The sequence below is a fragment of the Curtobacterium sp. MCSS17_006 genome (assembly GCF_003234215.1).
Classification (GTDB): Bacteria; Actinomycetota; Actinomycetes; order Actinomycetales; family Microbacteriaceae; genus Curtobacterium; species Curtobacterium flaccumfaciens.
Map to the genome: position 1 here is coordinate 215,507 of NZ_QKSO01000003.1, position 21,503 is coordinate 237,009.

The window sequence follows — 21,503 nt, forward strand, 5'->3', positions numbered from 1 at the left end:
CGGTCCCGCACCTGGAGCGGTCACCACACACCACTCGGCACCGCACACACGACGAGACGCCGCCCTCCTGGAGGAGGACGGCGTCTCGGTGGTGCGGGTACTGCTGGCCGGGCTGGTTACAGCGACGCGGCGCGCGGGAAGGCCGAGCGACCGGCGTACACCGCGGCGTCGCCGAGCTCTTCCTCGATGCGGAGCAGCTGGTTGTACTTCGCGACGCGGTCCGAGCGGGCCGGGGCGCCGGTCTTGATCTGACCACCGTCGACCGCGACCGCGATGTCCGCGATCGTGGTGTCCTCGGTCTCGCCGGAGCGGTGCGACAGGATCGAGGTCAGGCCGTGACGGTGCGCGAGCGAGACCGCGTCGAGGGTCTCGGTGAGCGTGCCGATCTGGTTGACCTTGACGAGGATCGAGTTCGCGGCCTTCTCGTCGATGCCCCGCTGCAGACGCTTCGGGTTGGTGACGAACAGGTCGTCGCCGACGATCTGGACCTTGTCGCCGAGCTCGGCGGTCAGGTGCGACCAGCCCTCCCAGTCGTCCTCGGCCAGCGGGTCCTCGATGGTGACGAGGGGGTAGTTCGCGACGAGCTCGGCGAAGTAGGAGGTGAACTCCTGGCTCGAGAGCTGCTTGCCCTCGAACTGGTACTTGCCGTCCGAGAAGAACTCGGTGGACGCGACGTCGAGGCCGACGGCGATGTCCTTGCCGGGCGTGTAGCCGGCCTTCTCGATCGCGGTGAGCAGGAAGTCGAGCGCAGCGCGGTTCGACGCGAGCTCCGGCGCGAAGCCGCCCTCGTCGCCGAGGCCGGTGGCCAGGCCCTGCTTCTTCAGCTCGCCCTTGAGGGCGTGGTAGGTCTCGACGCCCCAGCGGAGTGCCTCGGAGAAGGACTCGGCGCCGTAGGGCACCAGGAAGAACTCCTGGATGTCGACGTTGGTGTCCGCGTGGGCACCACCGTTGACGACGTTCATCAGCGGGACGGGCAGCGTGTGCGCGTTCGGGCCACCGAGGTAGCGGAAGAGCGGCAGGTCGACCGAGTCGGCTGCGGCACGGGCCACGGCGAGCGAGGCGCCGAGGATCGCGTTCGCCCCGAGGCGGGACTTGTTCTCGGTGCCGTCGAGCTCGATGAGCGCGGCGTCGACGAGGCGCTGGTCGGTGGCGTCGAAGCCCTCGAGCGCCGGGCCGATCTCGTCGAGGACGGCGTCGACGGCCTTGAGCACGCCCTTGCCGCCGTAGCGCGAGGCGTCGCCGTCGCGCAGCTCGTACGCCTCGAACGCGCCGGTGGATGCACCGGACGGGACGAGCGCGCGGGACACGACGCCGTCGTCGAGGAGGACCTCGACCTCGACCGTCGGGTTGCCTCGGGAATCGAGGACTTCGCGTGCGCCTACGGCATCGATCAGGGCCACGGGGTACTCCCTACACATTGGTTGTGGTGATTGCGGTGTCGATCCTAGCGAGCGGAGGTGAACACGACGTCGGCCGTGACGCCCCGCTGTGGACGAGTCCGTGCTGGAACGAGGACTGGGTGCTCAGTCGAGCGGGCGGAACTCGACGCCCTCGAGCGACGCGGTGTCCGCCGAGACGGTCGCGAACGCCGTGAAGCCCTGGGCGGCGAGGCCGGCGAGCAGGTTCTTGGTGTTCTTCGTGCGGCGCTCGAGCCGGACGCGTCGGTGGGACGCCAGCGCCTCGGTCTTCAGCGCGGCGAGCCGGACCGGATCGACGTCCTTGTCGTACACGAGCACGACGGCGTCGGCCTCGGCGGACTCCGGGAGGGTCACGAGGTCGACGAGCCGCTCGAACCCGAGCGAGAACCCGACCGCGGGGACGTCCTGCCCGAGGAACCGACCGATCATCCCGTCGTACCGGCCGCCGCCACCGAGGCTGTAGCCGAAGTCGGGGTGCGCGACCTCGAAGATCGTGCCCGTGTAGTAGCCCATGCCGCGCACGAGCGTCGGGTCGAAGCGCAGGTCCACCCCTGGGAGCGCCTCGCGCAGGCGGAGCAGGTCGGCGAAGGCCTCGACGTCGAGCCACGGCGCGCCCTCGACCGACTTCCAGTCGGCGGCCTCGAGCGCACGGATGGTGTCCTCGAGCCCGGGCAGGTCGGCGCCCACGGTGCTGCGGAGTTCCGCCGCGACGCCGTCCGCACCGATCTTGTCGAGCTTGTCGATCGTGATGAGCGCGCGGTCGGCGGCGGCCGGCTCGGTGATCCCCCACGACGCGAGGAGCGCCAGCAGGATCCGGCGGTCGTTGATCCGGATCGTCGTGCCGCGGACCCCGAGGGCGTCGAGGGCCGCGGTCGTCGCGCGAATGAGCTCGATCTCGGCGAGCTGCCCGGGCTCCCCCAGGATGTCGATGTCGCACTGCACGAACTGGCGGTAGCGGCCCTTCTGCGGGCGCTCGGCACGCCAGACCGGCGCGATCTGCACGGATCGGAACACCGACGGCAGCTCCGCACGGTGCGAGGCGTAGAAGCGAGCCAGCGGGACCGTCAGGTCGAACCGGAGACCGAGGTCGGCGAGGTCCAGCGGTGCTTCGGCCGCCTGCAGGTCCTCGGTGGTGAGTCCACGCTTCATCACCGCGAACGCCAGCTTCTCGTTGTCACCGCCGAGCCCGGAGTGCAGCCGCGCAGCGTCCTCCACCACCGGGGTCTCGATCTCGTCGAAACCGTGCCGCGAGTAGACGTCCCGCACGACACCGAGCACGTGCTCGCGCCGGGCCTTGTCCGCCGGGAGGAAGTCACGCATGCCACGGGGTGCCGTCACGGTCGTTGCCATGCGGTCAATTCTGGCAGACGGGCGTCTCTGACTTGCGCGCACACCGACCCACTGGCATACTGCATGCAGAACCTCGGTCCGGATCGTGCCTGATCCACGCTCCGGATCGATTCGCGGGGCGACGTGCTGCAGTGCGTCCCGCGGTTCGAGCGGGCTTCCCTGTCGGCCCCTCTCCCTGGTGGAGCCGACGCCCGCTCACGGGCGCCCTCTCTTTTTCGGGTTGGGAGGGCGCCCGTTCTCCCTGTCCGCAGCGATCTCGCGCACCGGGGATCACTCCACAGCCCGACCGGCCTCCTCCAGCGCCGACACCGCGGCCCGAAGACTCGCGACCGGGTCCACCCCGCGTCGTGCCGCAGCCGCGACCTCCCCGAGCACCGCTCGCCCCCATTCGGCGTCGACCGTGCCCACCCCGTCGTCCGCAGCGGGCGCGGCCGACGCGGCGGGCGCGGCTGACGCACCACGGGCCTCCGGGCCGACGCCGGAACCGGCCCCGACGACGGACGCGACGACCGCGTCGGCGTCCCCACGTTCCTCCAGGCGTTCCAGCAGCTTCACCGCGCGCTCCAGCGGCGGCATCGCCCGCGGCACCCCGTCGAACGCACTCCGCCGACTCGCCTTCTCGGCCGCCTTGGCCGCACGCCAGACCCGCACGACGTCCTCGACGGTGTCCGCCGTCTCGTCGCCGAACACGTGCGGGTGCCGCCTGGTCATCTTGTCCCGGACCCCGGCGGCGACGTCCTCGAGGGTGAAGTCCCCCGCGCGGGCAGCGATCCCCGCGTGCAGGACCACCTGGTAGAGCAGGTCGCCGAGTTCCTCGCGGACGTCGTCCGGGTCGCCGTCGTCGATGGCGTCGACGAGTTCGTACGACTCCTCGACGGCGTAGCGGGCGAGCGAGGCGTGGGTCTGCGCCCGGTTCCAGACGCACCCGCCGTCCTCGGCGAGCAGGCGGTCGACGACGGTCACGAGGTCCGGTACGGCGGTCATCACGTCATCGTGCCACCCGCGTAGACTGGTCGTGGTGTGTCGGGAAGTCTGGTCGACGGACACTCACCCGACCCCTCGAGACGGAGATCCATGTCGTCCCTCGTCCGCTCCCCCCGCTTCAGCGCCATCGCGCTCCTCACCGCCGCCGTGCTCGGCCTGGTCGTGGCGAACTCCCCGATCGGCCCCGGCCTCGAACGGCTGCTCGACGCGCACCTGCCGCTCGGTGCCCTGGGACTCGACCTGTCGATCGCGCACTGGATCAGCGACGGTCTGCTCGCGGTCTTCTTCCTGCTCGTCGCGATCGAGCTGAAGCAGGAACTCGTCGACGGCGAGCTGTCGAACCCCAAGACCGCGATCATCCCCGCCATCGCGGCGGTCGGCGGCGTGCTCGTCCCGGCCGGCATCTTCCTGCTCGTCACCGCGGGCACGCAGTACACGCACGGCTGGCCGATCCCGACGGCGACGGACATCGCGTTCGCGCTCGGGGTGCTCGCCATGTTCGGTCGCGGGCTGCCGAGCGGTATCCGGGTGTTCCTGCTCGCGCTGGCCGTGCTCGACGACCTCATCGCGATCATCATCATCGCCGTGGTGTTCGCCCACGACACCGACTTCCTGGCCCTCGCGGGCGCTGTCGTCACCCTCGCGGTGTTCTGGCTGCTCGGCCGGATGCTCCGTCCGGGGCGCAGCGGGCAGACGTTCATCATCGTGGCGATGGTCGTCGTCGGGCTCCTGACCTGGTGGCTCGTCTACCACTCCGGTGTGCACGCCACCATCGCCGGCGTCGCACTCGGGCTCGTGCTGCCCCGCCGCCCGGGCCACACCCTGCACGAGAACGTCGAGCCGTGGTCGAACGCCATCGTCCTGCCGGTGTTCGCGTTCGCGTCGGCCGCCGTCATCATCCCCTCGGTCGGCATCAGCGAGCTCTCCCCCACGTTCTGGGCGGTCGTCCTCGCGCTGCCGGTCGGCAAGGTGATCGGCATCACGCTGTTCGGCACGATCGCCACGCGGATCTTCCGCTCGCCCGGCCGCTCGTCGCTGTCGTTCTTCTCGATCATCACCGTCGGCGTGCTCGGCGGCATCGGGTTCACGGTGTCGCTGCTCATGAACGAGCTGGCGTTCGCCCGCAACGAGGAGATCCTCGACGAGGGCGTCCTCGCCGTGCTCGTCGGCTCGGGCATCGCCATCGTCGCGTCGGCGGTCGTCGTCACCCTGCGGGCGCGGGCGTACCGCGCGCGCCGCGAGCTGTCCGAGGCCGAGGACACCGAGTAGCGGCTCGCGGGCCGGGGTTCACACCCGTGCCACGACAGGCCACGCGTCGTTCGACGCGTGGATCGTCGCGAAGGGCGCGCGCGCCGTGGACGTGGCCGATGACGGCCTGGAGGCACGGTGCGGGCCCGCACCGTGCCTCCAGTCCGACTCCGCTCGCGTCTACGCGGCCGGCGCCTCTGCAGGGGTCGTCGCCCCGTAGACGGCGGTGAGGATGCTCTCCACCCACTGGATGAGGGCATCGTCCGGCAGCGCCTGGTCGTGCGGACGCGGCATCGGGATGCTCGTCGCGTTCTGCTGCGGGAACCAGCGCGCGCCCGGGAACATGCGCTTCAGGCGCACCTGCGACGAGTCGGCGAGCTCCTTGCCGGCGACCCGCAGGTTCGAGCCCATCACGACGACGTCGGACAGGCCGACCTGCTGCGCCATGCGACGGAGGCGAGAGACCTCGACCAGCGTCTGCACGGCCTGCGGCGGCTGCCCGTAGCGGTCAGTGAGCTCGTCGAGCACCATGTCGATCGCGTTCGGCTGCGCCGTCGGGGCCGAGGCCGCCGAGAGCTTCTGGTACGCCTCGAGCCGGAGTCGCTCGGACTCGACGTAGTCCTCGGGGATGTGCGCATCGACGGGGATCTCGAGCCGGAGCTCGGTCTGCCCCTCGGCGACGTCGCCACGGAACTGCGACACCGCCTCGCCGATCATCCGCAGGTACAGGTCGAACCCGACGCCCGCGATGTGGCCGGACTGCTCCCCGCCGAGCAGGTTGCCGGCCCCGCGGATCTCGAGGTCCTTCATGGCGACCTGCATGCCCGCGCCGAGCTCGTTGTTCGCGGCGATCGTCTCGAGGCGGTCCTGTGCGGTCTCGGACAACGGCTTCTCGGAGTCGTAGAGGAAGTACGCGTACCCCCGCTCCCGCCCACGGCCGACACGTCCCCGCAGCTGGTGCAGCTGCGACAGGCCGTACTTGTCCGCCTTGTCGATGATGAGCGTGTTCGCGTTGGCGATGTCCAGGCCCGTCTCGATGATCGTCGTCGAGACGAGGACGTCGAAGCGGCGCTCCCAGAAGTCGACCATGACCTGCTCGAGGGCGGTCTCCGACATCTGCCCGTGCGCGACGGCGATGCGCGCGTCCGGCACGATCTCGGCCAGGTGCGCGGCGACCGACTGGATGTCCTTCACGCGGTTGTGCACGTAGAACACCTGGCCCTCGCGCAGCAGCTCGCGGCGGATCGCCGCCGCCACCTGCAGGTCGGACTGCGGGCCGACGAAGGTCAGGATCGGGTGGCGGTCCTCGGGCGGGGTGGCCAGGGTCGACATCTCGCGGATGCCCGTGACCGCCATCTCGAGCGAGCGCGGGATCGGGGTCGCCGACATCGCCAGGACGTCGACGTTCGTCTTGAACTTCTTGAGCTGGTCCTTGTGCTCGACCCCGAACCGCTGTTCCTCGTCGATGATGACGAGCCCGACGTCCTTGAAGGTGATGCCCTGCGACAGGATCCGGTGGGTCGCGATGACGATGTCGACCGTGCCGTCGGCGAGCCCGGCGATCGTCTCCTTCGACTCCTTCTCGGTCTGGAACCGGCTCAGGGCGCGCAGGTGCACGGGGAACCCGGCGAAGCGCTCCTGGAACGTCTCCATGTGCTGGCGGACGAGCAGGGTCGTCGGGACGAGCATGACGACCTGCTTGCCGTCCTGCACGGCCTTGAACGCGGCACGGATCGCGACCTCGGTCTTGCCGTAGCCGACATCGCCGGACAGCAGGCGGTCCATCGGGATCGGGCGTTCCATGTCGCGCTTGATCTCGTCGATCGTGGTGAGCTGGTCGGCGGTCTCGGCGAACGGGAACGCCTCTTCCAGCTCGCGCTGCCACGGGGTGTCCGGACCGAACGCGTGCCCCTTCGACGCCATGCGCGCCGAGTAGAGCTTCACCAGGTCGACGGCGATGTCGCGGACGGCCTTGCGGGCCTTCGACTTGGCGGCGGACCAGTCCGAGCCGCCCATCTTCGACAGGGTCGGGGACTCGCCACCGACGTAGCGCGACAGCTGGTCGAGCTGGTCGGTCGGCACGAAGAGCTTGTCGCCCGGGTAGTTGCGCTTCGACGGCGCGTACTCGAGCACGAGGTACTCGCGCTGCGTCTTCACGGCGTTCCGGCCACCGCTGGAGACCTCGCGGCTGACGAGCTCGACGAACTTGCCGATGCCGTGGGTCGCGTGCACGACGACGTCGCCCGGCTTGAGCTGCAGCGGGTCGACGACGTTCTTGCGGCGGCTCGCGAGTTTCTTGACGGTGCGGGCACCCTGCTGGACGCTGCGGCCGTAGAACTCCGCCTCGCTCAGGACCGCGATACGGGGGTCGGGGATCGCGAAGCCGTGCTCGACGGTCGCGGTCGTCACGACGGCGAACCCCGGCTCGGGCGGCGCGTCGACCGCTGCGGCACGGGCGGCGACCCCGGCGTCGGCCAGGACCTGCACCGCACGCTCGACGAGTCCCTGGCCCTGCGCGGTCACCACCACGGCCCACCCGTCGTCGGTCAGCGACTTGACGTGCGCGATCGCCCCGTCGGCGCTGCCGGCGAAGCTCGGCACCGCCTCGGCCCGGACGCGGATGTACTCGCCGGCCTCGGCAGCGGCCTCGGCGTCGGTGAGGACGCGCTCGGTGTCCCCTTCGTCGAGGCCGGAGTCGAACGGCGACACCGTCCACCAGGTGCGCTGGCCGCGGGTGTTCTTGAGCTGCTGCACGGTCAGGAAGTTGCCCGCGTCGAGGTCGATCGGGGCCTGGGCACCGGCGACCGCTGCACTCCAGGCCGCCTGCAGGAACTCGGTGTTCGTCTCGGCGAGGCTGTTCGCGCGGCCGTTGACCCGCTCGGGCGAGAACACCGCGATGGTGGCGTCGTCCGGCAGGTAGGAGGTCATCGGCACGAGGTCCTGCACGAGCGCCGGAGCGAGGGACTCCATGCCCTCGACCGGGATGCCCTCGGCGATCTTCGCGAGCATCTGCGACAGGTTCGGGAATTCGTGCAGCATCTCGCGCGCCCGCTGCCGGACGTCGTCGCTGAGCAGGAGTTCGCGCGAGGCGGTCAGCTCGACCGAGCCGAGGTCGTCCTCGGTCGTGCGCTGGTCGGCGACGGAGAACGCCTTGATCGCCTCGATCTCGTCGCCGAAGAAGTCGACGCGTGCCGGGTGGTCGGCCGTCGGCGGGAAGACGTCGAGGATGCCGCCGCGCACCGCGAACTCACCACGGCGGGTGACGAGGTCGACGCGCGAGTAGGCGAGGTCCACCAGCTGGGACGCGATCGCCGCCAGGTCGTTGCCCCGCGAGTCGGTCCGCAGCACCACGGGCGCCAGGGACGTCAGGTTGCTCGCGATCGGCTGCAGCGCGGCGCGGACGCTCGCGACGACGATGGTCTGGCGGCGCTCGGCCGGGTCCGCCGCCTGCCACGCCGCGAGCTTCCGGAGCGTCGCGATGCGCGTGCCGACGGTCTGGGCACTCGGGCTGAGGCGTTCGTGCGGCAGGGTCTCCCACGCCGGGAACTCGAGCACGTCGGCGTCGGGGACGTAGCTGCCAAACGCTTCGCGGACCGCCTCGGCCTCACGCCCGGTCGCCGTGATGACGAGGACGCACTGCGGGCCGTTGCGCTCGGCGAGCAGCGCGCCGAGCAGCGGCACGCGCAGGCCGTCCACGACGGAGAAGTCGGCGTCGCGCGGTGCGGCGCGCAGCACGCGATCGAAGGCGGAGGCGCGCGAGAGCGCAGGGATGATGCCCGAGATCGTCACTCAGGAGATGGTACCGGCCGCCACCGACACCGGCCGCGACGTGCGCGACGGGCGAACAGCGCCGACGCCCGGCACGGAGCGCTCAGGACGGAGCGTGCACGCGTTGCTGTGCGGCGAGCAGCCCGACCTCGGCGATCGCCTCGACCGCGTCGGCGGCGTCGGCCAGCAGGATCGGCAGCGTCTTCTTCTCGGCTGCGGAGAAGTCACGCAGCACGTAGTCGGCCGGGTCCTGCCGACCGGGGGGACGCCCGATGCCGACCCGGACGCGCATGAACTCGTTCGTCCCGGTGGCCTTGATGATGTCGCGCAGCCCGTTGTGCCCGCCGTGCCCGCCACTGCCCTTCAGGCGGACGGTGTCGAACGGCAGGTCGAGCTCGTCGTGCACGACGACGAGGTCGGCCGGGGTGGCGCTGTAGAACCCGAGCACTGAGGAGACCGGTCCGCCCGAGGTGTTCATGAACGAGCCGGGCTTCGCCAGCACGAGTCGTGTGCCGCCGGGCACCAGGCGCCCCTCGGCGACCTGGTTCGGCGTCTTGTGCTTCTTGAACGTCGCTCCCATGCGGGAGGCGAGTTCGTCGAGGACCATCTGGCCGACGTTGTGGCGGTTGCCGGCGTAGTCGGGCCCGGGGTTCCCGAGCCCGACCACCACGAGGATTCGATCCGTCACAGCGTCGACCAGATGTCTTCGAAGGGGTGTTACTCGGAGTCCGCGGCGCCCTCGGCACCCGACTCGGCGCCGGCCTCGGCCGAGGCCTCGTCGGCAGCGTCGTCGTCAGCGGTGCCACGCGGGGTGACGATCGCGACGACCAGCGCCTCGGGGTCGGTCTCGAGCTCGGCGCCCTCGGGGAGCTCGAGCTGCGAGGCGTGGATCTGCACGCCGTCCTCGAGGCCCTCGACGTTCACGGAGACGTGCTCCGGGATGTCGGTGGCGAGCACGAGCAGCGAGATCGTGTTGAGGTCCTGCACGTGGATGGTGCCGGAGAAGGACTCGCCCTCGATGACGACGGGCACGTCGACCGTGACCTTCTCGCCGCGGCGGAGGACCACGAGGTCGATGTGCTCGATGATCTGGCGCACCGGGTCACGCTGGACGTCCTTGACGAGGGCGAGCTGCGCAGCACCCTCGATGTCGAGGTCGACGACCGCGTTGGCGGTACGGACGAGCAGCATGGTCTCGTGACCGGGCAGCGAGATGTGCTTCGGCTCGGTGCCGTGGCCGTAGACGACCGCGGGGATCTTGTCGGCCGCGCGGAGCTTGCGAGCAGCGCCCTTGCCGAACTTGGTGCGGACTTCCGCTGCGAGCTTGGTGTAGTCGGCCATGGTGCCTCCTGGTGTCGGGGACGACGCCGGGGTGCCGGCATCGTGGGGGTCTGTGGTGTTGCAACTCGAACGCGTGCACGCGTGAGGAACGATCCCAGGGTCTTGCCGGGTATCCCACCGCGTCGATCACGGCCGCGCGTACGCAGCCCTCGCCGAAGTCAGGGACCGAGTCTAGCAGGAGCGTCCGGGCGTGTCGTTCCGCGATCTGCTCGCTGCGGCAGCGACGTGGTTCAGCGGCCGACCTTGCGACGAAGCTCCTGCGCGGCGTGGAGGACGTCCCGCGCCCGGTCGCTCGCTGCCTCGGCCTCGTCGCGGGCTGTCTCGAGCCGGGTGATCTCGGCCTCGGCCTGCTCGAGGGCACGCTGGAGCTCGGCGCGGCGCTCCTCCGCCTGTTCGAGATCGGCCTCGGCGGTGTCGAGTGCTGCGTCGGCGTCGCGGGACTCCGTGCGCGCTGCGGTCTCGGCCTGGCGTGCGGCCTTCCGGTCGGCGGCCGGGTCACGCTTCGGTTCGGGCTCGGGCTCGGGTTCCGGTTCGGGTCCGGCGTCCGGCTCCGGGTCGTCGCGCTGCGCGGGCCTGGAGGCACGGCTCGCCTTCCGCGCACCCCTCGCCTGGGAGATGGGGATGGGTGGGGCATCGCTGCCGGACCAGGCATCGGGCACCGCGTCCGGATCCGCGAGCGCCCCGTCGAGGTCGACCGCGTCGAACCCCACGCTCTCGAGCGCCGTCACGAGCAGCCCCGACCGGACGGCCGCGCCGGCGTGCGGATCCGCCATCGCCGCCTCGATCGTCGACCGGACCAGCTCGAGTACCGCCGGGGTGACGGGATGTCCGGCGTCGGACGCCAGGTCCGCACCGGCCTGCGCGAGGGCGTCGACGACCTCGGCGCGCTGCCGACGGAGGGTCCGGATCGCGTCGGGGTCGGCGTCGGCCTGGGCCTTGCGGAGCGCCGGTCCGAGGTCGACGGCATCGTCGAGCGCGCCGTCGTGGGCCAGCAGGTCGATCACCCAGGCGGCCGGGGCGGGTTTCCGGAGCTTGCCGATCGCCGTCGCGAGGGCACGGTGGTCCTTCCGCACCGCGCGCGCTCGTGCGGTGCGCTCGGCGACGAAGTCCTGCGGCGCGACGAGCAGCAGTTCCCTGGCGACATCGGCGAACTCCATGCCACCACTGTGCTCTCTGAGGAGCCGGGGACTACCAGTCGTGGACGGTGCCGTCGGCCAGGCGGTTGAACGGCAGGTACGCCTGCTCGTAGGGGTACTTGCCGGCTTCGTCGACGTCCAGGCTGACCCCGAGGCCTGGCTCGTCACCCGGGTGCAGGTAGCCGTCGGTGAACGTGAACGTCTGGTGGAACACCTGGTTGGTCTGCGGCCCGTGCTGCATGTACTCCTGGATGCCGAAGTTGTGGATCGCGAGCCCGAGGTGCATCTGCGCGGCGAGTCCCACCGGGGAGATGTCGGTCGGTCCGTGGAACCCGGACTTGACCTGGTACAGCGCCGCGTACTCCATCGTCTTCTTGAGCGGGGTGACGCCGCCCATGTGCGTGACGGCACCGCGGACGTAGTCGATGAGCTGGTCGCGGATGATGTCCTTGAAGTCCCAGATGGTGTTGAATACCTCGCCGATCGCCAGCGGCGTCGTGGTGTGCTGCCGGACGAGCTTCAGGGCCTCCTGGTTCTCGGCGGGGGTGCAGTCCTCGAGCCAGAACAGGTCGTACGGCTCGAGCGACTTGCCGAGCTTGGCGGCCTGCAGCGGGGTCATCCGGTGGTGGCCGTCGTGCAGCAGGGGCAGTTCGGGGCCGAACTCGTTGCGGACGGCCTCGAACACGGTGGGCACGTGGCGCAGGTAGGCGCGGGTGTCCCAGTCCTCCATCGCCGGGTTCGCACCGCGCTGGGCGGGTTCGAAGTCGTAGCGGACGCCGGCGTTGCCCTCGGTGGTCGTGTTCGACGCGATGCCGTAGATGGACTCGAGGCCGGGGACCCCGGTCTGCACCCGGATGGAGCGGTAGCCCTCCTCCTGGTGCTCGCGGATGGAGTCGAACAGCTCGGGCAGCTCCTTGCCCGAGGCGTGGCCGTACGCCATGAGCCCGGTGCGCGATGCCCCGCCGAGCAGCTGGTACAGCGGCATCCCTGCGACCTTCGCCTTGATGTCCCAGAGGGCCATGTCGACGGCGGCGATCGCGGCCATCGTGACCGGACCACGGCGCCAGTACGACGACCGGTACAGGAACTGCCAGGCGTCCTCGATGCGGCTGGCGTCACGGCCGACGAGCAGCGGGACGACGTGCTCGGACAGGTACGCGGAAACCGCGAGCTCGCGGCCGTTCAGGGTGGCGTCGCCGAGCCCGGTGACGCCGTCGGCCGTGGTGAGCTTGAGCGTCACGAAGTTCCGGTTCGGGCTGGTCACGATGACCTCGGCGCGCTCGATGAGCTGCCCGCGGTCCACCGAGGCCCAGGTGTCCGGACGGCCGGCGGTGGTCTCGGCCGGCCCGCTGTCGGTGGCGCCGGGGACCGGGGCCGCGGGGTTCGTGGTGTTCGTGTCGGTCATGCGTGGACTCCTCCGTTGGAGCGTTCGCGGGCGCGTGCCGCGGCGGTGCGGATGCGGTCGGCCGCCGCCGTCACGGCGGCGACCACGGGGGTGGTGTCGAGTTCGGGCGCGACGACGGCCAGGACGTCGTGCACGTCCGAGTCTGGCCCGGGGGCACCGGGGTCGTCCACCAGGTCGGGTTGCTCGGTGACGTGCAACCACCACGCGGCGAGGGCGGTGGCCGCTCCGGTGCCGATACCGGCCGAGGGGTCGCGGGCGAGCCGGTGCCGCACGACGTCGACGACGCGGACGGGCAGCTTCTGCGAACCGCCGGACGCGATCTGCCGCAGGGTGTGCCGGATGCGCGGGTTGGCGAACCGCTCGACCAGGGCCGTGCGGGCTTCTTTGACCTCGGCCTCGGGCAGCGGGAGTTCGAGCGCGGCTTCGTCCCAGAGCTGCTCGACGGCGGTGCGGCAGACCGGGTCGTCCATCGCCTCGGCCACGGTGTCGTGGCCGAGCTGCAGCCCCAGGTAGGCGAGGAGCGAGTGCGAGCCGTTCAGCAGCCAGAGCTTCCGCTGCTCGTACGGGGTGACGTCGTCGACGATCCGGACGCCGGCCGTCTGCCACGCGGGCCGGTCGGTGCCCGCGAAGGCGTCCTCGAGCACCCACTCAGCGAACGGCTCGGTGACGACGGGGACCCGGTCTCCGGTGAGCGCACCCGGCAGTTCCGACAGGCGCGCGACGTCGTCGTCGGTGGTGGCCGGGGTGATCCGGTCGACCATCGAGCTCGGGAACGTGACGTTCGCCTCGATCCAGTCGTGCAGGGTGTCGTCGGTGACGGCGTCGAGCACGGCGTCGCGCAGGACCGCCCCGTTGTGCGTCAGGTTGTCGAGACTGACCAGCGCGATGCGCCCGGACCCGGCGGCACGGCGGGCGTCGAGCCCCGCGACCAGCCGCGCCGGCACGTCGGAACCGGGCCGGTAGCCCTGCTCGGTGACCGTCAGCGTGACGATGGTCGTCTCCGGGGACGCGACCACGTGCCTCCAGGCCGTGTCGTCGCTGCCCGGGTGGGCGGCCACGATCGTGTCGACCACCTCGGATCGGTCGCCGGACGCGGTTCGGGTGACGAGCGTGTACCGGCAGTCCTGCGCGGCCAACGCGTCCGCGGCGGCGGGCGAGCGGCCGGTGAAGGCGGTGATGCCCCACGGCTCCCCCGTGGTGTGGGCGGTGTACCAGGCGAGGTGGGCACGAGCGAAGGCCCCCACCCCCAGGTGGACGATGCCCGGACGGCGCTCCGTCATGCGGTCACCGGCACGAGGGAGCGGAGGTACGCCAGGTTGTCGGCGGTGCGGGCCTCGAGCGGCAGGTCGGTGGAGAAGTCCTCGATGGTGACCCACCCGTCGTACCCGACCTGGCGGAGCGCGTCGAGGTACTCGGACACCGACGCCTGGCCGGTGCGCAGGGTTGCCCACTCGTGCTGCCAGATCGAACTGCCGTCGGCACGGGTGTCGCCGGTGTCGACCCAGCGGGCGTTCTTCACGTGGGCGTGTGCCAGGTACGGCCCGAGCAGTTCGAACGCGGCCAGGTGGTCCTCGTACCCCTCGATCACGAGGTTGCCGAGGTCGTGGATGACGCCGACGTGTGCGGGGTCGAGACCGTCGATCAGTCGCAGTGCCGCGGATGCCGACGGCGTGATCGTCATGTGGTGCAGCTCGACGAGTGCCTTCACGCCGAGCTCCGACGCACGCGACACGACCCACTCGAGATCGGCGCGGGTGCGGTCGAAGAGCTGCGGGTAGGTCTCGCCGGTGCGTTCCTGCTCGGCACGGTAGTGCGGCATCGTGACCCGCACCTGGCGCGCGCCGAGTTCGCTGGTCACGCGCAGCATGGTCTCGACGCCGTCGTGGTCGGCGGCCGGCTGGTAGCCGCCGATGCCCGAGTACTCGAGGCCGGCGTCGTCGGTGACCCGGGCGATCTCGCCGACCCGGTCGCGGATGCCGGTGTACTGCCAGGTCGAGTTGTTGCCCGCCCAGAACGACCGTTCGGCGGGGACCTCGACGCCGTCGGCCGGGCGGTCGTCGACGATGCGCCACTCGATGCCGTCCCAGCCCTGCGCCGCCAGGGTCTCGGCGGCTTCGGACGGGGTCCAGTCGGGGGTCGAGGCGGTGAACACGGAGAACTTCATCGGGTGGCTCCTTCGGTCGCGGTGGCGGGTGTGCCGACGACCGGCACCACGTCGTCGTACGTTCCCTCGATCACGTCGTCGATGCGCACGGGTCGCCCGAGCGTCGCGCTGACGTAGAGCCCGCGGACGGTGGCGAGCGACACGAGGGCCGCGTCGACGGTGACACCCGGTTCGCGTCCCTGCCGGATCGCGTCGACGATGTCCGTGTACTGCCGAGCGTGCCCCGCGGCGAAGTGGTCGGGTTCGGCCGGGCCGCCGACGACGTGCTCGGGCGGGACCACCTGGTCCTTCTGGTCGACCGCTCCGGCGACCGCGGTGGCGTTCGACGTGGTGGACGCGGATTCGAGCGTGGCGGTGTCCGGGGCGATGTGGAAGTACGCGAGCCGGTCGTCGTCGACGATGGCGGAGCCGTGCGTGCCGTACACGGCGTACCGGGCGGAGAGCCCCGGGTACGCCGCGGTCGTGCAGTGGACGACCCCGAGCGCCCCGCCGGCGAACCGGACGGTGGCGACGGCGGTGTCCTCGACCTCGATCCGGTCGTGGGCGAGGAGCCCCGTCTGGGCCGAGATCTCGACCGGACGACCGAGCGCCCAGACGAGCAGGTCGACGGTGTGCACGCCCTGGTTCATCACCGCGCCGCCGCCGTCGAGCGCCCAGGTGCCGCGCCAGTCACCGGAGTCGTAGTACCCCTGCGACCGGTACCACGCGACGCTCGCGAGCCCCGAGGTCACGGTGCCGAACCCGCCGTCGTGCGCGGCCCGGGCGACGGCCGCCGACGCCGGGTCGAAGCGGTGCTGACTGATGACGCTCGTGACGAGCCCGTGGTCGCGCGCGGCTGCGGCGAGTGCCGCGATCTGCCGTGCCCGGGGCATCGTGGTGTCGAGCGGCTTCTCGATGACGACGTGCTTGCCGGCGGCCAGGGCGGCCTCGGCGAGCTGCACGTGCATGCCGGACGGCGAGCAGATCGCGACGACGTCGATGTCGGTCTGGTCGATCGCCTCTTCGATGGTGGACGTCGTGATCGGACGGGCGACGCCCATCGCCTCGACCGCGTCGGCCGCGCTCGTGGCGGCTTCGGGCACGGCGTCGACGAGGGCGACGACCTGCAGGTCGGGGTGGTGCACGGCGACGGTGGCGTGGTGGCGGCCGATGACGCCGGCGCCGACGACGGCCAGGCGGAGCGGGTTGGTGGGTTCGGTCATCGCAGGGTGACTCCGATCTGGTCGGTGAGGGTGCGGAAGGCCCGGCCGGCACGACCGAAGGCCGCGGGGCCGGAGAACCCGCCGAGGGAGGTGAAGTCGCTGAGGTGCGGTTCGAGCGAGGCGTACCCGGAGTACCCGGCGTCGCGGAGCGCGGTGAGGGTCTGGAGCAGTTCGCCGTCGCCCTCGCCCGCGGGGACCACCGACGAGTCGGCGGCGAGGGCGTCCTTGACCTGCAGGTAGTCGACGTACGGGGCGAGCTGCTCCCAGCCGTCGGTGAAGGGCCGGACGCCGCACTGCACGTAGTTCGCGTTGTCCCAGGCCAGTCGGAGCGCGGACGAACCGACGCTCTCGACGATGTCGAGCACGCGCGCGGGGACGTCGCCGTAGATGTCCTTCTCGTTCTCGTGCAGCAGGGTCACCCCCTCACGCTCGGCGAGGTCGGCCAGCGCCCGCATCCGGACGAGGACGTCGTCGCGGACGTCGTCGGGCGTGCGGCCCTCGAAGTAGAACGAGAAGATCCGGATGTTCGTCGTGCCGAGGGCGTGCGCGGCACGGATCGCTCGGGCGAGCCGTGACACCTCGTGCTCGACGGGTTCGTCGACGGGCACCTTGCCGATCGGCGAGGCGATCGCGGACACGGTCTGCCCACGCTCGTCGAGCAGCCGGTGGAGTCCGGCGAGCTGGTCGTCGTCGAGGTCGACGACGTTGACGCCCCAGGCGCTGCGGACCTCGATGGCGCTCGCGCCGAGCGCCTGGAGGACCGCGACCTGGACGACCGGATCGGCGTCGATCTCGTCGCCGAAACCGGAGAGTTCCCAACTGGGCTGGGTCATTGCATTCCCTTCATGCGACCAGACTGGAGGCGCGGGGCGGGCTGGCACCGCGCCTCCAGGCAGTCTGTGGACAAGTCGGCAGACTGCACAGCGCTACTTGACGGAGCCGGCGGTGAGCCCGCCGACCAGGTAGCGCTGGAAGATCAGGTACAGGGCGACGACGGGGACGGCGCAGACGATCGAGGCGGCCATCATCTGGCCGTAGATCGGGACGGCGCCGCCCTCTTGGGTGGTGCCGAGCACCTGCAGGACCACGGCGACCGTCCGGGTGTTCGGGGTCGTCATGATCGTGGAGAACAGGACGTCGTTCCAGCCGAGCAGGAAAGCGAAGATCGCGGACACGACGATGCCCGGCCACGACAGCGGGAGCACGATCTTCGTCAGGATCTTCGTCGAGCTGGCGCCGTCGATGCGCGCCGCTTCCTCGAGTTCCTTCGGCAGGCCGCGCAGGTAGGTGACCATCACCCACGTCGAGAACGGCAGGGCGAAGGTCAGGTAGGTGACGAACAGGCCCCAGCGGGTGCCGATGATCTGCACGCCGGTGGCGCTGGCGATGTTCGAGAACACCACGAAGACCGGCAGGAGCAGGAGCGTGCCGGGGATCGACTGCAGGGCGAGGAGCCCACGCAGGATCGTCAGGCGCCCGAGGAACCGGAACCGGACGAGCACGTAGGCCGTGGACACGGCGAGCGCGGCACTCGCGACGGCGACGGCACCGGCGGTGAGCATCGAGTTCACCAGTCCCTCGCCGAGGGCGACCGTTGACCAGATGTCCACGTAGTTCGACAGCGTGAACTCGGACGGGAAGTACTCGCCGCGGGCGACCGCGACGTCGGAGTTGACCGAGCCGAACAGGATGTAGAGCACCGGGACGGCGATGAACGCGATGATCACCGCGATGACGGTGACGAGCAGCCAGCGCGGCAGCAGCCGGGTGACGTCGGTGTCGTAGGGACGCTTGCTCCGTCGGCCGCCGCTGCCGGTCGTGATGCTCTCGGTGAGCGTCGCGGTGGGGCGGGTGCGGGTGCTGAAGGACGTGCTCGGGGTGGTCATGCGCGTGCTCCGTCGATGTCGGCGGCGGTCGGGGCGGCGGCGAGCGTGGCGCGGTCGGCGCGACGCTGCTTCCGGTTGGGGCCGGCGTCGTCGCCGGTGTCGAGCTTGACCGCCCGCAGGTAGACGAACAGCGGGATCGCGACGATCACGAGCGAGCAGATCGCCATCGCTGCGGACAGGCCGAAGCGGAACGACTGGAAGCTCGCGATGTACGTCAGGACGGGCATCACCTCGACGCTGGACGGCAGCGGGATGCCGAACAGCACGAACGGCAGCGTGAAGTTGTTGATGTTGTGCAGGATCGAGATGATCACCGCGAGGCTGAGGGGTCCGCGCAGGTACGGGAAGATGATGTACCGCAGCTTCGCCCACCAGGTCACCCCGTCGAGCGCGGCGGCCTCGTGCACCTCGTTGTCCACGGCCTGCAGTCCGGCCAGGGACAGCAGGTAGACGAAGGGCCAGCTCGTCCAGATCATCACGCCGGCGAGCGCCCAGTACGACGCCGAGCCGTTCAGCCACAGCACGTCGGTGTGCAGGATCGAGTTCACGACCCCCTGCGGCTGGAGCATCGTGCGGAAGAACGTGCCGACCACGAATGCCGGCAGCACGTACGGGATCAGGTAGATCGATCGGACGAGCCCGCGACCGGGGAACCGGTTCTGCGTCGAGATCGCGGCGGCGACCCCGATCGGCACGGTCACCGCGGTGACGAGCACCGACAGCGACACCGAGATCCAGATGGAGTGCAGCAGCGGCGAGTTCGTGAACGCCTCGGTGAAGTTGGCGAACCCGACGAACGGGGCGCTGAACCACTGGCGGAGCGTGTACTGGTCGAGGTCGAGCATCGCGATCCAGAAGCCCACCAGGAGCGGCACCACGATGACGGCGAGCATGAGGACGCCGCCGGGCAGGAGCATCCACAGCGGGCGCTCGCGTTTGTAGAGGGGCGTCTTGCCGGCCGGGCGGACCGGCCGGGGCGGCGCCGCGTCGGTGCGGGGCCTGGTCTGCGTGCTGGTCATCACAGACCTCCGTTCTTCTGACGGTCGAGGGTGGCCTGGGCGTCCTTCTGGGCGTCCTGCAGTCGCTTGCGGAGCTGGTCGTCGGTGACCTCGCCGGACTTCAGCGACGGGATCGACTGCACGACCACGTCGACCAGGGCGAGCTGGATGTCGGACCAGGCGCCGGTGAACGCGGTCGGCTTGGACAGGCGGCCGGCGTCGATGATCGGCTTGAGCTGCGGGTTGTCGGCTGCCAGGTCGGCGGCGGCCGACGCGTTGGTCGGTAGGTTGCCGAACAGGTCGTAGTACTCGAGCTGGGCCTTCGGGGCGCTGAGCTGCTTGACGAACGCGAACGACAGCTCCTGCTTGGTGCCGTAGTCGGCGACGACCCAGTTGTCGCCGGACAGGATGCTGGCGGCCTCGATCCCGTCGGACGGCCGCTCGGACGCCCCCGGCGGGACGGTGGGCAGCAGGGCGAACTCGTACTTGCCGTCGACCTTGGTGTCCGTGAAGGAGTTGATGGCGGTGGTGGTCGTCATCGGGAAGAACGCGGCCTTGCCCTCGGTGAACTGCGCGAGGGCCTGGGCGTTGTTCCAACCGATCGCGGCCGGGTCGACGACGCCGTCCTTCGTGACCCAGTCGAAGTAGGTGCGGTAGGCGTTCTCGACGGCCGTGCTGTCGATCTCGGCCTTCGAGCCGTCGACGATCGTGTTGCCGGCGTTCTGGGCCATCCCCCACACGAACTTCCAGGGGTCGAAGCCGTCGGCGTAGGCGATCGCCATGCCGTGGCGCCCGTCACCCGTGGTGGCCTTCGCGTCGGCGGTGAGCTCGTCCCACGTCGTGGGCATGTCGGTGATGCCGGCCTTCGCGAGCAGGTCCTTGTTCACCGCCATCACGAACGGACGGCTGGCGAACGGGATCCCGATCTGCTTCGACGCACTCGGACCGGAGATGCCGAACGACGCGGGGTCGAACTGGTCCTTGCCGCCGATCGCGTCCCACTCCTTCGTGCCCATCTCGACGAAGGCACCGGTGGCGTACGCGGTCGGGGTGAAGGTGGTGCCGATCGCGTAGACGTCCGGACCCTGCCCGGAGATGACGCTCGTCTGGATCGCGGTCAGTTCCTCCTGCGCGGACGAGTAGGTCTCCCACTGGATGTCCGCACCGGTCGTGCGCTTGAACTCGGCGGCGGTCTCCCGCTGCCACTGCTTGCGTTCCTTGGGGTAGGTGGTGTCCGCGCCCATCATCACGCGGAGGGTGTTCGGGTCGTCGCCGCTGCCGTTCACCACGGCACATCCCTGCAGGGACAGTGCGGCGAGGGCGACCACGGCGACGGCACCGACGATGGTGCGGACTTGCAGTCTTCGCGTCTTCACGGGGGTTTCCTCCTCGAGACCTCCTCCGAGCGGCGCTGCTCGGTGGCACCACTGTTCCGCCGTTGGCAACATGCGGCAACCGGTTGCCACTTGTTGCCAGACGCGAATACGTTCGGCCTCGTGAAGGACCTCTCGACGGACGGCGGCGGGCGCACGGGCGGTGCCGCAGGCACTGCCGCTGGTGCCGCGCGTCGCGTCACCATCCGCGACATCGCCGACGCCACCGGGGTCGCCGCGTCCACCGTCTCCCGCGCCCTGTCCCTGCCCGACCGGGTCAACCCCGTCACCCAGGAGCGCATCCAGCGGGCAGCTCGCGAGCTCGGCTACGTCGCCAACTCGCAGGCACGGGCGCTGACGTCCGGGCGCACCCGAGCCGTCGCCGTGCTCGTGTCCGACATCACGAACCCGTTCTACTTCGACGTCATCCGGGGCACCCAGCACCAGCTCGCCGGGGCCGGCTGGACGCAGCTGCTCGTCGACACCGAGGAGTCCGCCGACGCCGAGATGGCCGCACTCACCGCCGTCGGGGCGAAGGCCGACGGGGTCGTGCTCACGGCGTCACGCCTGTCCGACGCGCAGATCGCACGGTTCGCCGAACGGATCCCCCTGGTCGTCGTGAACCGTCGGCCCACCGGCGTGCCCTCGGTGCTCATCGACACCCCCGGCGGCGTCGAGCAGGCAGTGCAGCACCTGGTGTCACTGGGACACCGGGAGATCCTGTACGTCGCCGGGCCGGACAGCTCGTGGTCGAACGAGCGTCGCTGGCGCGCGCTCGTGCAGGTCGCCAAGCGCCTGGGGATCCGCGTCGCCCGGGTCGGGCCGCACGCACCCTTCGTCGACTCCGGCGCCGCGGCCGCCGACGCCGCCGTGCACGCCGGTGCGACCGCGTGCATCGCCTTCAACGACCTGATCGCCATCGGGATGCTCGCCCGGCTGCGGGAGCGCGGGGTCCGCGTCCCCGAGGACATGAGCATCGTCGGGTGCGACGACATCTTCGGCGCCGACTTCTGCAACCCGCCGCTCACCACGATGACCTCGCCGATCGAACGGGCCGGCCGGGTCGCGATCCGGATGCTGCTCGGACGGCTCGGCGCGCTGCCCGCCGACGAACTGCCCGGGGAGCACATGTCCGGCGCCGTCGCCCTGCCCACCCACCTGACCGTGCGCGAGTCGACCGGGCCGGCGCCGCGCGCCCACAACGACTGATCCGCACTCGCCACCGGCGAA

Annotated in this window: 17 protein-coding genes; 2 read left to right on the plus strand and 15 right to left on the minus strand. The window is 70.8% G+C overall.

Features of this window, described 5'->3' with window-relative positions:
- Nucleotides 1–116 precede the first annotated feature (116 nt).
- The 3 genes from eno to DEJ21_RS04880 form a co-directional block, all read right to left on the minus strand.
- Nucleotides 117–1,400 (minus strand): phosphopyruvate hydratase, encoded by a 1,284-nt coding sequence (eno, locus tag DEJ21_RS04870; RefSeq protein WP_027464494.1) that lies wholly within the window; start codon nucleotides 1,398–1,400, stop codon nucleotides 117–119.
- 123 nt (nucleotides 1,401–1,523) lie between these two features.
- The gene (hisS, locus tag DEJ21_RS04875) at nucleotides 1,524–2,768 is read right to left on the minus strand and encodes a histidine--tRNA ligase (protein WP_111223872.1); all 1,245 of its coding nucleotides are present in this window, start codon (nucleotides 2,766–2,768) and stop codon (nucleotides 1,524–1,526) included.
- Between the two features lie 270 nt (nucleotides 2,769–3,038).
- Nucleotides 3,039–3,752: a MazG family protein gene (locus DEJ21_RS04880; RefSeq protein WP_111223873.1), complete on the minus strand. Its 714-nt coding sequence runs from the start codon at nucleotides 3,750–3,752 to the stop codon at nucleotides 3,039–3,041.
- A gap of 90 nt (nucleotides 3,753–3,842) precedes the next feature.
- Here DEJ21_RS04880 and nhaA point away from each other — a divergent pair, with 90 nt between their 5' ends.
- A complete protein-coding gene (nhaA, locus tag DEJ21_RS04885; RefSeq protein WP_071406115.1) occupies nucleotides 3,843–5,021 on the plus strand; it encodes a Na+/H+ antiporter NhaA in 1,179 nt (392 codons plus the stop codon).
- A 159-nt stretch (nucleotides 5,022–5,180) separates the two neighbouring features.
- On the opposite strand, the gene mfd is transcribed toward nhaA, so the two are convergent.
- From mfd to DEJ21_RS04945, 12 genes are all read right to left on the minus strand, one after another.
- Entirely contained in the window at nucleotides 5,181–8,789 is a 3,609-nt protein-coding gene (mfd, locus tag DEJ21_RS04890) for a transcription-repair coupling factor (protein ID WP_111047454.1), read from the minus strand.
- An 82-nt stretch (nucleotides 8,790–8,871) separates the two neighbouring features.
- On the minus strand, nucleotides 8,872–9,456 hold the full coding sequence (gene pth / locus DEJ21_RS04895; protein ID WP_111054896.1) for an aminoacyl-tRNA hydrolase: 585 nt from the start codon (nucleotides 9,454–9,456) through the stop codon (nucleotides 8,872–8,874).
- A 29-nt stretch (nucleotides 9,457–9,485) separates the two neighbouring features.
- A complete protein-coding gene (locus DEJ21_RS04900; protein WP_042537722.1) occupies nucleotides 9,486–10,109 on the minus strand; it encodes a 50S ribosomal protein L25/general stress protein Ctc in 624 nt (207 codons plus the stop codon).
- Nucleotides 10,110–10,339: 230 nt separating this feature from the next.
- Nucleotides 10,340–11,266 (minus strand): hypothetical protein, encoded by a 927-nt coding sequence (locus DEJ21_RS04905; protein WP_111223874.1) that lies wholly within the window; start codon nucleotides 11,264–11,266, stop codon nucleotides 10,340–10,342.
- A 31-nt stretch (nucleotides 11,267–11,297) separates the two neighbouring features.
- Nucleotides 11,298–12,650, minus strand: a complete 1,353-nt coding sequence (gene manD / locus DEJ21_RS04910; RefSeq protein ID WP_258374880.1) for a D-mannonate dehydratase ManD — start codon at nucleotides 12,648–12,650, stop codon at nucleotides 11,298–11,300.
- Entirely contained in the window at nucleotides 12,647–13,930 is a 1,284-nt protein-coding gene (locus tag DEJ21_RS04915; protein ID WP_111223875.1) for a mannitol dehydrogenase family protein, read from the minus strand. The genes manD and DEJ21_RS04915 overlap by 4 nt, the downstream gene beginning before the upstream one ends.
- Nucleotides 13,927–14,814, minus strand: a complete 888-nt coding sequence (locus DEJ21_RS04920) for a sugar phosphate isomerase/epimerase (protein ID WP_111223876.1) — start codon at nucleotides 14,812–14,814, stop codon at nucleotides 13,927–13,929. Before DEJ21_RS04920 ends, DEJ21_RS04915 begins: the two co-directional genes overlap by 4 nt.
- The gene (locus DEJ21_RS04925; RefSeq protein ID WP_111223877.1) at nucleotides 14,811–16,016 is read right to left on the minus strand and encodes a Gfo/Idh/MocA family protein; all 1,206 of its coding nucleotides are present in this window, start codon (nucleotides 16,014–16,016) and stop codon (nucleotides 14,811–14,813) included. The genes DEJ21_RS04920 and DEJ21_RS04925 overlap by 4 nt, the downstream gene beginning before the upstream one ends.
- A complete protein-coding gene (locus DEJ21_RS04930; protein ID WP_111223878.1) occupies nucleotides 16,013–16,849 on the minus strand; it encodes a sugar phosphate isomerase/epimerase in 837 nt (278 codons plus the stop codon). Before DEJ21_RS04930 ends, DEJ21_RS04925 begins: the two co-directional genes overlap by 4 nt.
- A gap of 93 nt (nucleotides 16,850–16,942) precedes the next feature.
- The gene (locus DEJ21_RS04935) at nucleotides 16,943–17,902 is read right to left on the minus strand and encodes a carbohydrate ABC transporter permease (RefSeq protein WP_220035326.1); all 960 of its coding nucleotides are present in this window, start codon (nucleotides 17,900–17,902) and stop codon (nucleotides 16,943–16,945) included.
- A complete protein-coding gene (locus DEJ21_RS04940) occupies nucleotides 17,899–18,921 on the minus strand; it encodes a carbohydrate ABC transporter permease (RefSeq protein ID WP_027464479.1) in 1,023 nt (340 codons plus the stop codon). Before DEJ21_RS04940 ends, DEJ21_RS04935 begins: the two co-directional genes overlap by 4 nt.
- Nucleotides 18,921–20,276, minus strand: a complete 1,356-nt coding sequence (locus DEJ21_RS04945; RefSeq protein WP_181435781.1) for an ABC transporter substrate-binding protein — start codon at nucleotides 20,274–20,276, stop codon at nucleotides 18,921–18,923. Before DEJ21_RS04945 ends, DEJ21_RS04940 begins: the two co-directional genes overlap by 1 nt.
- Before the next feature lie 120 nt (nucleotides 20,277–20,396).
- Here DEJ21_RS04945 and DEJ21_RS04950 point away from each other — a divergent pair, with 120 nt between their 5' ends.
- Complete coding sequence (locus DEJ21_RS04950; protein WP_181433143.1) at nucleotides 20,397–21,482, plus strand: LacI family DNA-binding transcriptional regulator; 1,086 nt, start codon at nucleotides 20,397–20,399, stop codon at nucleotides 21,480–21,482.
- Nucleotides 21,483–21,503: the final 21 nt, after the last annotated feature.

Bases quoted from the DNA above. Each gene is read 5' to 3' on its own strand.
- DEJ21_RS04925 (WP_111223877.1), bottom strand. From the start codon at position 16,016: ATGACCGAACCCACCAACCCGCTCCGCCTGGCCGTCGTCGGCGCCGGC.
- DEJ21_RS04905 (WP_111223874.1), bottom strand. From the start codon at position 11,266: ATGGAGTTCGCCGATGTCGCCAGGGAACTGCTGCTCGTCGCGCCGCAG.
- DEJ21_RS04915 (WP_111223875.1), bottom strand. From the start codon at position 13,930: ATGACGGAGCGCCGTCCGGGCATCGTCCACCTGGGGGTGGGGGCCTTC.
- DEJ21_RS04935 (WP_220035326.1), bottom strand. From the start codon at position 17,902: ATGACCACCCCGAGCACGTCCTTCAGCACCCGCACCCGCCCCACCGCG.
- DEJ21_RS04930 (WP_111223878.1), bottom strand. From the start codon at position 16,849: ATGACCCAGCCCAGTTGGGAACTCTCCGGTTTCGGCGACGAGATCGAC.
- DEJ21_RS04920 (WP_111223876.1), bottom strand. From the start codon at position 14,814: ATGAAGTTCTCCGTGTTCACCGCCTCGACCCCCGACTGGACCCCGTCC.
- DEJ21_RS04940 (WP_027464479.1), bottom strand. From the start codon at position 18,921: ATGACCAGCACGCAGACCAGGCCCCGCACCGACGCGGCGCCGCCCCGG.
- nhaA (WP_071406115.1), top strand. From the start codon at position 3,843: ATGTCGTCCCTCGTCCGCTCCCCCCGCTTCAGCGCCATCGCGCTCCTC.
- DEJ21_RS04880 (WP_111223873.1), bottom strand. From the start codon at position 3,752: ATGACCGCCGTACCGGACCTCGTGACCGTCGTCGACCGCCTGCTCGCC.
- DEJ21_RS04900 (WP_042537722.1), bottom strand. From the start codon at position 10,109: ATGGCCGACTACACCAAGCTCGCAGCGGAAGTCCGCACCAAGTTCGGC.
- hisS (WP_111223872.1), bottom strand. From the start codon at position 2,768: ATGGCAACGACCGTGACGGCACCCCGTGGCATGCGTGACTTCCTCCCG.
- manD (WP_258374880.1), bottom strand. From the start codon at position 12,650: ATGACCGACACGAACACCACGAACCCCGCGGCCCCGGTCCCCGGCGCC.